The organism is Roseovarius sp. (genome assembly GCF_965228755.1).
Classification (GTDB): Bacteria; Pseudomonadota; Alphaproteobacteria; order Rhodobacterales; family Rhodobacteraceae; genus Roseovarius.
In genome coordinates, this window is record NZ_CBDDIG010000005.1 from 1,718,891 (window position 1) to 1,731,508 (window position 12,618).

At 66.9% G+C, this 12,618-nt stretch carries 13 protein-coding genes; 8 read left to right on the plus strand and 5 right to left on the minus strand.

Annotated features, from left to right (window positions below):
* The first annotated feature begins 70 nt into the window (after window positions 1-70).
* From ACO07J_RS12035 to ACO07J_RS12045, 3 genes are all read left to right on the plus strand, one after another.
* Window positions 71-1,108 carry a YeeE/YedE family protein gene (locus ACO07J_RS12035; protein ID WP_422029135.1) on the plus strand — a complete coding sequence of 346 codons (1,038 nt, stop codon included), beginning with the start codon at window positions 71-73 and terminating at the stop codon, window positions 1,106-1,108.
* 61 nt (window positions 1,109-1,169) lie between these two features.
* Complete coding sequence (locus tag ACO07J_RS12040; RefSeq protein ID WP_422029137.1) at window positions 1,170-1,700, plus strand: hypothetical protein; 531 nt, start codon at window positions 1,170-1,172, stop codon at window positions 1,698-1,700.
* Between the two features lie 123 nt (window positions 1,701-1,823).
* Window positions 1,824-2,447, plus strand: a complete 624-nt coding sequence (locus ACO07J_RS12045; RefSeq protein ID WP_422029139.1) for a J domain-containing protein — start codon at window positions 1,824-1,826, stop codon at window positions 2,445-2,447.
* A gap of 3 nt (window positions 2,448-2,450) precedes the next feature.
* Here ACO07J_RS12045 and ACO07J_RS12050 read toward each other — a convergent pair whose 3' ends face one another.
* From ACO07J_RS12050 to ACO07J_RS12070, 5 genes are all read right to left on the minus strand, one after another.
* Complete coding sequence (locus tag ACO07J_RS12050) at window positions 2,451-3,671, minus strand: MFS transporter (protein WP_422029141.1); 1,221 nt, start codon at window positions 3,669-3,671, stop codon at window positions 2,451-2,453.
* A gap of 168 nt (window positions 3,672-3,839) precedes the next feature.
* A complete protein-coding gene (gene msrB / locus ACO07J_RS12055; protein ID WP_422029143.1) occupies window positions 3,840-4,319 on the minus strand; it encodes a peptide-methionine (R)-S-oxide reductase MsrB in 480 nt (159 codons plus the stop codon).
* A 94-nt stretch (window positions 4,320-4,413) separates the two neighbouring features.
* Complete coding sequence (locus ACO07J_RS12060; RefSeq protein WP_422029145.1) at window positions 4,414-4,968, minus strand: fasciclin domain-containing protein; 555 nt, start codon at window positions 4,966-4,968, stop codon at window positions 4,414-4,416.
* A 105-nt stretch (window positions 4,969-5,073) separates the two neighbouring features.
* Complete coding sequence (locus ACO07J_RS12065; RefSeq protein ID WP_422029147.1) at window positions 5,074-5,769, minus strand: anti-sigma factor; 696 nt, start codon at window positions 5,767-5,769, stop codon at window positions 5,074-5,076.
* Window positions 5,766-6,269 (minus strand): sigma-70 family RNA polymerase sigma factor, encoded by a 504-nt coding sequence (locus tag ACO07J_RS12070; protein ID WP_422029149.1) that lies wholly within the window; start codon window positions 6,267-6,269, stop codon window positions 5,766-5,768. The genes ACO07J_RS12065 and ACO07J_RS12070 overlap by 4 nt, the downstream gene beginning before the upstream one ends.
* Before the next feature lie 179 nt (window positions 6,270-6,448).
* Here ACO07J_RS12070 and cobS point away from each other — a divergent pair, with 179 nt between their 5' ends.
* From cobS to ACO07J_RS12095, 5 genes are all read left to right on the plus strand, one after another.
* A complete protein-coding gene (gene cobS, locus ACO07J_RS12075) occupies window positions 6,449-7,435 on the plus strand; it encodes a cobaltochelatase subunit CobS (protein ID WP_422029151.1) in 987 nt (328 codons plus the stop codon).
* Between the two features lie 40 nt (window positions 7,436-7,475).
* A complete protein-coding gene (locus tag ACO07J_RS12080; RefSeq protein ID WP_422029153.1) occupies window positions 7,476-8,165 on the plus strand; it encodes an aspartate/glutamate racemase family protein in 690 nt (229 codons plus the stop codon).
* Between the two features lie 71 nt (window positions 8,166-8,236).
* Window positions 8,237-8,644: a hypothetical protein gene (locus tag ACO07J_RS12085; protein ID WP_422029155.1), complete on the plus strand. Its 408-nt coding sequence runs from the start codon at window positions 8,237-8,239 to the stop codon at window positions 8,642-8,644.
* A gap of 91 nt (window positions 8,645-8,735) precedes the next feature.
* Window positions 8,736-10,607: a cobaltochelatase subunit CobT gene (gene cobT / locus ACO07J_RS12090; RefSeq protein ID WP_422029157.1), complete on the plus strand. Its 1,872-nt coding sequence runs from the start codon at window positions 8,736-8,738 to the stop codon at window positions 10,605-10,607.
* A gap of 170 nt (window positions 10,608-10,777) precedes the next feature.
* Window positions 10,778-12,577 carry an aminopeptidase P family protein gene (locus tag ACO07J_RS12095; RefSeq protein WP_422029159.1) on the plus strand — a complete coding sequence of 600 codons (1,800 nt, stop codon included), beginning with the start codon at window positions 10,778-10,780 and terminating at the stop codon, window positions 12,575-12,577.
* Window positions 12,578-12,618: the final 41 nt, after the last annotated feature.

Sequence of the window (12,618 nt, forward strand, 5' to 3'; positions counted from 1 at the left end):
TCAGAATGCTTGATCGGCAGCAGATTCCACGCCAGATGGGAAAAAATTCCGCATCTCTGCCGAGGCTGCCATGTTTGAAGAATTCGGTTTCGAAACCCTCACCGCCCCGCAGGCGGTGGTCTGGTTCGCGCTGGCCCTGGGTCTCGCCTTCGGGGCGCTGGCCCAGATCACCCGGTTCTGCCTGCGCCGCTCGCTCGTGGGCGAGGACCGCAAACAGGCCTCCGGCGTCTGGCTGACGGCGCTGGCCGTGGCCGTGCTCGGCACGCAGGCCGCCGTCGCGCAGGGCTGGATCGGCTTCGGCGATCACCGCTTCATGGCCGCCAACCTGCCGGTACTGGCCGTCGTTGCAGGCGGCCTGCTGTTCGGCGTGGGCATGGTGCTGACCCGGGGTTGCATTTCCCGGCTGACGGTGCTGTCCGCCTCGGGCAACCTGCGCGCGCTGACCGTGGTGGTGATCTTCGCCATCACCGCCCACGCGACGCTCAAGGGCATCCTGTCGCCGCTGCGCACCACGCTGGGCTCGGTCACGATGCCGCTCGACAGCGCCGCCCTGCCCGGCAACCCGCTGATCTGGACGGCCGGCATCGCCGCCGCCGCGCTGCTTTACGCCCTGCGTTCGGGCAACCGGCCCGTCATGTTGCTCCTCGCCGCGCTGATCGGCGTGCTGGTGCCGCTCGGCTGGGTCGGCACGGGCTTCCTGCTCTACGACGATTTCGACCCGATCGCGATGGAATCGCTGGCCTTCACCTCTTCCATGTCCGACGCGTTGTTCTTCACCGTCGCCTCGACCGCCATTCCGGCGGGCTTCGGCACCGGGCTGATCGGCGGCGTTCTGCTGGGCGGGCTGCTGGCGGCGCTGCTGTCGGGCGGGTTCCGCTGGCAGAGTTTCTCGACCCCGGCGGAAACCGGCCGCTACCTTGCCGGCGGCGCGCTGATGGGCTTTGGCGGCGTTCTGGCCGGGGGCTGCACCGTCGGCGCAGGGCTTTCGGGCATCCCCACCCTCTCCATCGCCGCCATCCTCGCGGTCACCTCGATGGTCATCGGCGCGCTGGTCACCGACCGCGCCCTGCGCGCCGTTCCCGCCGCCCGCGCCCATCCCGCCGAGTAAGCCTTGCACTGACGCCCTTTGCCGCTAGGATGCACGCCGCATTTCAGCAAAGGCAGGCGGCATGACGCGCTACACGTACAAGGTTATCCCGGCCCCCTCGAAGGGGCGGAAGGCCCCTGGGGTCAAAGGCGCGGAAGCGCGGTTCGCCCACGGGCTCGAAGAGGCCATGAACGAGATGGCGGCGCAGGGCTGGGAATACCTGCGCGCCGACATCCTGCCCAGCGAGGAACGCCAGGGCCTGACCTCGACCAACACCGTCTACCGCAGCGTGCTGGTCTTCCGGCGCGAGGCCAGGGGAACAGGCGCCGCGGAGCGCCCGGTGCCGTCGCTGACCGCCCGTCGCGGCCCGCCGACCGAGGAAGAACTGAAATTCACCCGCCGCGAGCCGATCACGGCCGTCGCGGCGGATACCGATATTCCCGAACCGCAGGACCTGCCCGATCCCGAGGCCGAGGAACGGGCCGCCAATGACGACGCTCCCGTCCGGATCGAGGATGCGGAAACGCCGACCGAAACGCCGGAAACCGAAGAGACCGGCGAAGACACCGCCGAGGGTACCGGGAAAGACGACGACGAAACCCCGCCCCGGTGAGACCGTGACCCGTGCCGCGCGACCCGCGGTTTATCGCTCCTCCACCAGATTTTTACAAACTGCCCTCTTCAATTTGCCCACCAATAATCTAAACTCTCCGATCTGACTCGCAGAGGGAAGCCCATGACCAAGAGTGACCCATTCGGATTCGATATTTCTGTCGGCGCTTCGAAGAAGAAGAACCCGCGCGGCCGGCGCGGGATGTCGGGTGCGTCCGAAACCTCGACCCGCGTCTGCGATCACCCGGGCTGCGAGGAGCCCGGCAAGTACCGTGCGCCCAAGGCGCCCGACGTGCTGGATGATTTCTACTGGTTCTGCAAGGACCACGTGCGCGAATACAATACCAAGTGGAACTTTTTCGAAGGCACGACCGAGGCCGAGATGAATGCCCAGATGTCGAAGGACAAGGTCTGGGAACGCCAGACCAAGGCCTTCAACGACCCCGAGGCGCGCGCCTGGGCCCGGCTGGGCATCGAGGATCCGCACCAGGTCCTGGGCGGCAACGCCACCCAGAACCCGGGCAAGAACCGGACGCAGCAGCGCAAGCTGCCCCCGACCGAGCGCCGCGCGCTGGAGATCCTCGAGGCCGAGGATACCTGGTCGAAGGCCGATATCCGCAAGGCCTACAAGTCGCTGATCAAGGTGCTCCACCCCGACATCAACGGCGGCGACCGCAGCCAGGAAGAACAGCTGCAACAGGTGGTCTGGGCCTGGGACCAGATCAAGCCGAGCCGGAACTTCAAGTAGGCATCAGGGCGTGACGGGCTCGGGCCCCGCACGCCGCTCCCCCAGGCGCGGGTGCAGCGTGGCCGCCAGCCCCCAGCACCCGGCCAGCGCGAGCCCCGCGAAGGCAAAGACGCCCGACACCGGCGCCACCAGCAGCACCAGCCACGCCGCCCCCGGCGTCAGGATGCCCGACACGTCGCGGAAGCTGGAATAGACCGCCGACATCTCCGTCCGCTCCGAGGGCTTCACCGACATCAGGAAGGGCAGCCCGCCGCAGATATCGAGCAGCACCAGGAACCCGGAGGCGCAGAACAGCACCGCCAGCGCAAGCGCCGGCGTGGGCGCCAGCATCCAGCCGGCAAGGAACAGCATGCCGGCACAGGCAAACCCCGTCCGCACCGCCATCCGCACCGTGTGCCGCTGCATCCAGCGCAGCATCACCGGCGTCAGGAACAGGATCGCGTTCGTGGCCGACATCATGATCCCGCCGGTCTGCGGGTCGAGCCCGCTTTCGACGGCGTAGATCGGCAGGTAGACGACATAGGCCCACCACCCGCAGGACCGGATCACCGCGAAGAGCCAGCCCACCACCAGCCGCGGCTGGGCAAAGAACCGGCCCAGATAGCGCAGCGGGTTGGCCGCCGGGCGCCGCGCCCGCGTGATCAGCTTGCCGTTGCCCAGTCGCATCACGAAGAACAGCGTCAGCAAGCCGCAAACCGCCGCCGCCGAGACGAGGAACGGCGCCGGGGCCCACCACTGCATCAGTGTCACCCCCGCCACGGGCCCGACCGTCCAGCCGAGCGCGCTGTAGAACATCCGCAGCGTTTCGCACTGGCCCAGCTCGGCCCGCTCGACATAGTCCAGCACGTAGGCGTTGAAACACACGAAAAGCGAAACCGTCGCGACCGTGATCATCACCAGCCCGGCAATCACCCCCGCCCCGCCCGTGGCCGCCGCCAGCGCGCCTGACAGGAACAGCGTCGCCGCCCCGGCATAAAGCCAGCGGCGCGGGATGAACCGGTTGAGCCACGGCACCAGCAGCCCCGCCGTCAGCGACAGGAGGCCGGTGAGGAAATAGACCGCCGACACCACCTGGGCATCGCCCAACGCCCTGTACATGGCGACCGGGAAAACCGACACGAGCATGCCGCGCGCCACGGCCTCGGCCCCGGCAAGCATGGCGAAACCGCGCATCGACGGCGCGGGGGCATGGCGAAGCCATTCGGGAATGCGGCGCTCGAACATCGGGGCATGTCACGTGTTGTTTACCAGACCGGATGCGCCCCGGAACGCGCCCTGTCGCCTTCGTTCGCGACCCGAAGGTCGGAAACGGGCCTCCGCCGCGACCGCCCGAACGAAAAACGGCCGCCCCGATTGGCGACCGTTACGAGAATTTCCGGCGTGTCAGCGCCTTTACGCCGGCTTGAACACCAGGCTCACGCCGTTCAGGCAGTGGCGCTTGCCCGTGGGTTCCGGTCCGTCGTTGAAGATATGGCCCAGGTGGCTGCCGCAGCGGCGGCAATGCACCTCGGTGCGCGGGTAGATCAGCTTGAAATCGCGCTTGGTCTCCACCGCGTTCTCGAGCGGCCGGTAGAAGCTGGGCCAGCCCGTGCCGCTGTCATACTTGGTATCGGAGGGATAAAGCGGCAGGTCGCAGCCGCGGCAGTGATAGGTGCCCTTCGCATACTGCTTGTCGAGCGGCGAGCTGCCGGCGGGCTCTGTGCCCTCCTCGCGCATCACCTTGTATTGCAGATCGGTCAGCATGGCGCGCCATTCCGCCTCGGTGCGGGTCACCTCGAAATTGCCCGAGGCCGAGCTCGCGGCCCCCAGCGATGTCAGCGAAACGGCCGTGCCGCCCATCAGGATCATGGCGATAAAGCCTCTGCGGTCCATGGCGGGGTCCTCCCTTCGGTCCTTGTTGGTCCAAAGATGCCGTTTGCAGGGCGGTGCGGCAAGGGCGCCGCCCTGCACATTTCGGTGATCCGGCTCAGCTTTCGGCGGGCAGGATCACGGTATCGACCACGTGGATCACACCGTTCGACTGGTCGACATCGGCGATGGTTACGTTGATCGTCTGGCCGCGCTCGTCGGTCAGCATGATGTTGTCGCCCTGGTACCGGGCCTCCAGCTCGCAGCCGCCAACGGTCGGCACGATATGCATGCCGCCATCATCGTCCACCATGCCCTTGATGGCGGTCGACATCGCGTCGGCCGAAACCACGTGGCAGGTGAGGATCTGGGTCAGCTTGTCCTTGTACTCGGGCTGCATCAGCGCCTCGAGGGTTGCCGCCGGCAGCTTGTCAAAGGCCGCGTCGGTCGGCGCGAACACGGTGAACGGGCCGTCGCCCGACAGGGTATCGACAAGACCCGCGGCTTTCACGGCCGCGACAAGGGTTTCGTGATCGGCCGAGTTCACGGCGTTTTCCACGATATTCTTGTCGGCATACATGGGCGCACCGCCCACCATCGGGTTCTCAGCGAAGGCTGCAGCGGCGCTCATGGCGGCAACGGCCGTGGCCGCGACAAGTGTCTTGTTGAACATTGTGTATCTCCTCTCTGTCGTCCCGGGCGTCATTGCCCGAACATGCGACAACCCACGAAGGGCAGGCACCGAGAGTTTCAGAGGAAATGCAAAAACCGCGCAGTCTCACGCATCCGTGATCGCGCCGGTGGCCAGAACGGCCCCGGTCGGGGCGCCCGTGGGCGATCCCCCTTCGGGTTCGTCGGAGATTGCCAGAACCCCGCCGGCCAGGGCGCTTTCCAGCTCCGGCGTCACGGTGAACACCGCCCTGTCATCCTCGGGCAGAACGCCCAGCGAAACCGGGGCGGTCTCCCCGGCGATCAGCCACAGTTCAAGCGAGCGGCCCTCCCCGGCCTCTCCGGTCAGCCGCTCGACATACAGCTCGGCAGTGTCGGCGTCATAGGCCGCCTCGATCACCAGGCTGCGATCCTCGGCGGCGATCTCGGCGGTATAGGCCGGCGACTCGGGTGGAACCGGCCCCTGGTCGAGGAAATCGGACGACACGAACAGCAGCACGGCAAGCACGGCCACGGCGAGGCCCGTCAGCCCGAATCGTTGCCACAGCCCACGGCTCTCGCGCCCGCTGTCGCCGAACAGCCGCATCTCGACACGGGTCAGCACGTCTTCGGGGGGCGTCACCGGTTTCACGTCGTCGGCAAAGCCCGAGAATTCCTCGGCCCAGGTGGCGCAGATCCGACGCAGTTCGGGCTCGGACGCCAGGCGCGCCTCGAACGCCGCCGCCTCGTCCTCGGGCAGCAGGCTCAGGGTGTACTCCCCTGCAAGAACGACGTCGTCGTTCGGATCTGATGCTGTGCCGCTCATCGAGACAGGCACTCCCTCAGTTTCAACAGGCTGCGCCGCAGCCAGGTTCGCATCGTGTTGAGCGGCACGTTGTACCGCTCCGCCAGTTCGGCATATGTGTCGCCTTCCAGATACGCGCGTCGCACGGCATCGGCGTGCTGGGTGTCCAGCTCGCCGAAACATCCGTCCAGCCGGGTCCGTTCGGACGCCCGGATCGCCATCGTCTCGGGCCCCGGCGCGGGGTCGGCCAGGGTGGCGGTCAGAACATCCCCCGTGGTCGAATGTCGTGCCCGTCGTTTCCGGTCGATGGCCGCGTTGCGGGCGATGGAAATGAGCCATGTCATCGGGCTCAGGCCATTGGCGCGGTATCGGTCGGCGTTGTTCCAGACCTTGACATAGACGTCTTGCAACACGTCTTCCGCCTCGGCCCGGTCATCCAAGACACGCAGGATAACGCCGAATAGTTTCGCCGAGGTGCGGGAATACATATTGCGAAATGCGGCCCGGTCCCTCAGGGCCATGCGGGCAATCAGATTTTCGATTTCCTGAAGCTCAGACGACATTACACACCAACTCGTTTCGACCTAGGGTAAGTCAGTTGCGCGTGAGGTCCAGCAAAACTTCCCCTACCCCTTGCCCTTTCCGGCTTTATGTTGCACCACGTGGCGAAATTCACGATGCGAACCCAGAGGACCAGACCATGGCGGATGGAACGATAGACACGAAAGCCAAACCGACCGAGGAGATCTCGGTGCGCGACGTGTTCGGCATCGACACCGACATGGTCGTGCGCGGCTTCTCCGACCGCACCGACCGGGTTCCCGAGATCGACACCACCTACAAGTTCGACCCCGATACGACGCTGGCCATCCTCGCGGGCTTCTCCCACAACCGCCGCGTGATGATCCAGGGCTACCACGGCACCGGCAAGTCGACCCATATCGAGCAGGTCGCCGCCCGCCTCAACTGGCCCGCCGTGCGCGTGAACCTCGACAGCCATATCAGCCGGATCGACCTGATCGGCAAGGACGCGATCAAGCTGCGCGACGGCAAGCAGGTGACCGAGTTCCACGAGGGCATCCTGCCCTGGGCGCTGCGCAACCCCGTCGCCATCGTCTTCGACGAGTACGACGCCGGCCGCGCCGACGTGATGTTCGTGATCCAGCGGGTGCTGGAACATGACGGCAAGCTCACCCTGCTCGACCAGAACGAGATCATCACGCCCCACCCCTGCTTCCGCCTCTTCGCCACGTCGAACACGGTGGGCCTGGGCGACACGACCGGCCTCTACCACGGTGTGCAGCAGATCAACCAGGCGCAGATGGACCGCTGGTCGATGGTGGCGACGCTGAACTATCTCAGCCACGATGCCGAGACGAACATCGTGCTGGCCAAGAACCCGCTCTTCAACACCAAGGACGGCCGCCAGCAGGTCAGCCAGATGGTGACCGTGGCCGACCTCACCCGCACCGCCTTCATGAACGGCGACCTCTCGACGGTGATGAGCCCCCGGACGGTGATCAACTGGGCGCAGAACACCCACATCTTCCGCGACGTGGGCTATGCCTTCCGCCTGACCTTCCTCAACAAGTGCGACGAGCTCGAACGCCAGACCGTGGCCGAGTTCTACCAGCGCTGCTTCGACGAGGAACTGCCGGAAAGCGCGGCCAGCGTCAGCCTGGGGTGATGCGGCAGAACGGCAGGCCCCGCGAAACTGGAGCCGTGTCATGCATATCGGCCTGATCGGCGGGATCGGCGTGGCGGCGACGGTGGAATATTACCGCCGCCTGACCACGCTGATGAACAAGCGTCAACAGCGCCTCGAGCTGACCATCGTCCATGCCGACGTTCAGGAACTGATCCGCAACAACAACGCCGACGACCGACTGGCACAGGCCGAGATCTACGCCCGGCTCATCGACCGGCTCAGGGCGGCGGGATGCGACTGCGCTGTCATTTCCTCGATAGGCGGGCATTTCTGTTTCGAAGAGACGCAGGCCATTTCGGCATTGCCACTGGTCTCGGCCGTCGCCCCCCTCGATGCCCATTTCGAAAGCCTGGGCTTGAGCAGCGTGGGGCTGCTCGGCACGCGCAGGGTCATGCAGACGCGGCTTTACGGGCAACTCAAGGCCACCCGCGCGGTCGTACTCGACGACGAAGCCGCGCACCTGGGCCAGACCTACACCGACATGGCGGTCACCGGTCACTGCACGCCCGATCAGCGGCACCTCTTCCTCGACGCGGGCCGCCGCATGATCGACGATCACGGGGCCCAAGCCATCGTGCTGGCCGGCACCGACCTGAACCTCGCCTTCGACGGGCAGGACGCGGGCTATCCGGTCATCGATGCGCTTGATGTTCACGTCGACCTTCTCGCACGGATCGCCTCGGGAGAGGCAGAACCGTCGGCGGGCTGAACCGCCACACCCGGCGCGCGACGTATATTCTATGTATTGACAGGGTATATACATATCCATACCCTCGTCACATGAGGCACAAAACGATCACCCCGGCGGTGGTGGCGTTTCTGGCAGTGACAGGCATCTCCTCCGCCAATGCGGGCACTCTTTCCCCGATGGAACAGGCCCAGGCCTTCGCCACATGCGCCGGCCGGCTTCAGGCGCTCGCCACCCGGCAGGGCGCCGTTCACGACCCGCAATCCACCGACACGCGGCAGAAGCAACTGGGCTTCGAGGATATGCTCGACGCCCTTCTCCCCCATGTCACCGAGGCCGGCGTCGACCCCGGCGCACCCAAGCGCTGGCGCGCCTATGGCTGGACCGAGATCGCCCTCCTCCTGCGCCACGCCGAACATGGCGAGGATGACAGACGCGCCGATCGCGCGCGGGCCGACATGGCCCGCCGGATCGACACCTGCACCCGGATGATCCTGTAAGCCCCCGGAATCGCATCACCCCCACTGGTCAATCAGGTGCAATCCCACTAGGTTGCCCCTGATCACGAACACGATGCGTAAGGCGCGCTAAATGGCTCAGTCCGACAACCCTGCCGATCCCTTCAAGAAGGCGCTGGCCGAGGCGACCAAGGTGCTCGCCGACAACCCCGACCTGTCGGTCACCTACTCGGTCGATCCCGCCGGCCTGACGGGCGAGGCGATGCGCCTGCCGCAGATCAGTCGGCGCATGTCCAAGGACGAGGTGCTGCAGGCCCGCGGCACCGCCGACGCGCTGGCGCTGCGCCACAAGTACCACGATGCCGGCGTCGCGGCCCGCTACACCCCGCCGGGCGAGATGGCGCGCGAACTCTACGATGCCATGGAATCGGCCCGGTGCGAGGCGATGGGCGCCCGCCACATGCCCGGCACCGCCGGCAATATCGACGCCAAGATCGGCGCCGAGGCGTTGCGCCGCGGCTATGACCAGATCAAGGATGCCTCCGAGGCGCCCCTGCCCGTCGCCGCGGGCTATCTCATCCGCCACCTCGCCACTGGCCGCACCCTGCCGCGGGCCGCCGACAACGTCATGCAGCTCTGGCAGGGCTTCATCGAGGATCACGCCGGCGGCACGCTCGAGGACCTGCAGGCCAAGCTCTCCGACCAGGCCGAGTTCGCCCGTTTCGCCCGCCAGGTCATCAAGGACCTGGGCTATGGCGACCAGTTGGGCGACGATCCCGACGCGCCCGATGACGATCAGGACGACTCCGACCAGGAGGCGCAGGAAGAGGATCAGCCCGACAGCACCGGCCAGGACGAAAGCGACGAGGAACAGGCCGACGCCGATCCCGAGCAAAGCCAGGAAGAACAGCAGGACGACGCCCAGGCCCAGGTCAGCATGGATGACATGGCCGACGAGGAGATGGGCGACGAAACCGAGATGCCCGAGGGCGAAGCCCCGCTCGAGCCCCCGGCCCCGCAACCGATTTCCGAGGCCGATCCCGACTACGCGGCCTACTCCACCAATTACGACGAGGAAATCGCCGCCGAAGAGCTGGCCGAGCCGGTCGAGCTGGAACGCCTGCGCGCCTATCTCGACCAGCAGCTCGAACCGCTCAAGGGCGCGGTGTCACGGCTCGCCAACAAGCTGCAGCGCCGGCTTCAGGCCCAGCAGAACCGCTCGTGGGAATTCGACCGCGAGGAAGGTATCCTCGACGCGGGCCGCCTGGCGCGCGTGGTGGCCAACCCCACGACGCCGCTCTCCTTCAAGGTCGAGAAGGACATGGAGTTCCGCGATACCGTCGTGACCCTTCTCCTCGACAATTCCGGCTCGATGCGCGGCCGCCCGATCTCGATCGCCGCGATCTGCGCCGACGTGCTGTCGAAAACGCTCGAACGCTGCCAGGTGAAGGTCGAGATCCTCGGCTTCACCACCCGCGCCTGGAAAGGCGGGCAATCGCGCGAGACATGGCTCAACGAGGGCCGCCCGCAACTGCCCGGCCGCCTCAACGACCTGCGCCACATCATCTACAAATCCGCCGACGCCCCCATGCGCCGGACCCGGAACAATCTCGGGCTGATGATGAAGGAAGGACTGCTGAAAGAGAATATCGACGGCGAGGCGCTGGAATGGGCCCACCGCCGCATCGTCAACCGGCGCGAACAGCGCAAGATCCTGATGGTGATCTCGGATGGCGCGCCGGTCGATGACAGCACGCTGTCGGTCAACCCGGCCAACTACCTCGAGAAACACCTGCGCGACGTGATCGCCATGGTCGAGAAGCGCAAGCAGGTCGAACTGCTGGCCATCGGCATCGGCCACGACGTGACCCGCTATTACGACCGCGCGGTCACCATCACCGATGCCGATCAGCTGGCCGGCGCCATGACCGAACAGCTCGCCGCGCTCTTCGACAGCGACCCGCGCGCCCGGGCCCGCGTGATGGGGATCAAGAAGGCCAGCTAAGGCATTCGCGACAAGATGAAGCCCGGCGCGACCCGGGTTTCATCTTTCCCCAAATACTCAAATCCCTGCCGTTCGGTCCGCGCCACGCCTGAGGGTCCGGAATCCCGCATTGATCTTGCCCCGCCCCTCCCCTAGCAATGTGAGGCTGAACGAATTTCCGGGGGCCCGCCATGTTCCAGACCTTCCAAGACACCGCCAGCCCGGAACAGGGCCCGCCCCGCCTGGCCGCGCTGCGCGAGGCGATGGCGTCCGAGGGGCTGGCCGGGTTCCTCGTCCCCCGCGCCGATGCGCATCAGGGCGAATACGTGGCCCCCTGCGACGACCGGCTGGCGTGGCTGACGGGCTTCACCGGCTCTGCGGGCTTCTGCATCGCCCTCGCCGACAAGGCCGGCGTCTTCGTCGACGGGCGCTATCGGGCGCAGGTCAAGACACAGGTGGATACCGCGCATTTCACCCCCGTCGACTGGCCCGAGGTCAAGCCGGCCCAGTGGCTCAGGGACAACCTCGACAGCGGCGAGGTCGGCTTCGATGCGTGGCTCTACACCCCCGAACAGATCGACGCGCTCGAAAAGGGGCTGGCGGGCAGCGACATCCGCCTGCGCCCCTGCGACAACCTGATCGACCGCATCTGGCCCGACCGCCCTGCCCCGCCGCAAGGCGCCATCCGCGTCTACCCCGAAGAGCTGGCGGGCGAGACCCAGGGCGAGAAACGCGCCCGCCTTGCCGCCGGGCTGAAGGACGCCGGACAGGAAGCCGCCGTGCTCACCCTGCCCGACTCCATCGCCTGGCTGCTCAACATCCGCGGCAGCGACATCCCCCGCAACCCGGTCCCGCACGCCTTTGCCGTGCTGCACGATACCGGCCAGCTCACGCTCTACGTCGATGCCGAAAAGCTCGACGACGAGGTCCGCGCGCATCTGGGCGACGAGGTGCTGATCCGCCCCGCCAATGCCTTTGGCCCCGGCCTCAACAGCCTGACCGGGCCGGTGCGGCTCGACCGCTCCAGCGTGCCGCTCTGGGTGGCGAAACAACTGGAAGAGGCCGGCGTGCCGCTGGTCTGGGGCGACGATCCCTGCATCCTTCCCAAGGCGCGCAAGACCCAGGCCGAGATCGCCGCCACCCGCACAGCCCATATCCGCGACGGCGCCGCGCTCTGCCAGTTCCTCGCGTGGTACGACGATCAGCCCCCCGGCACCATCACCGAGATCGACGTGGCCACCAAGCTCGAGGTCGAGCGCCGTGCCACCAACGAGCTGCTCGACATCAGCTTCGACACCATCGCCGGCTCCGGCCCCCACGGCGCGCTGGCCCATTACCGGGTCACGGAAAAGACCAACCGCACGCTGGAAGACGGCGACCTTTTGGTGCTCGACGGCGGCGGCCAGTATGTCGACGGCACCACCGACATCACCCGCACCCTGCCCGTGGGCACGCCAGGGCCCGACGAACGCGCGGCCTTCACCCGCGTCCTGCAAGGCATGATCGCCATGAGCCGCGTACGCTGGCCCAGGGGGTTGGCGGGGCGCGACCTCGACGTTCTGGCGCGCTACCCGCTGTGGCTGGCCGACCAGGATTACGCGCACGGCACCGGCCACGGCGTCGGCGTCCACCTCTGTGTCCACGAGGGCCCGCAGCGCCTGTCGCGCGCCGGTGAGGTGGCGCTGGAGCCGGGCATGATCGTCTCGAACGAGCCGGGCTATTACCGCGAAGGCGCCTTCGGCATCCGCATCGAGAACCTCGTCGTCGTGACCGAGGCCGAGCCCCTGCCCGGCGGCGACCAGACCGGCAAGCTGTGCTTCGAGACGATCAGCTTCGTGCCCATCGACCGGCGCCTGATCGACACCGACATGCTCACCGACGCCGAGAAAGACTGGCTCAACGCCTACCACGCACAATGCCTCGAGAAGATCGGCCCGCGCCTGACCGGGCCCGCGCGCGACTGGCTCGAGGCCGCAACCGCGCCCCTGTGACACAATGGTGTCACACGCGGACGGCAAATCGGTGTAAGACA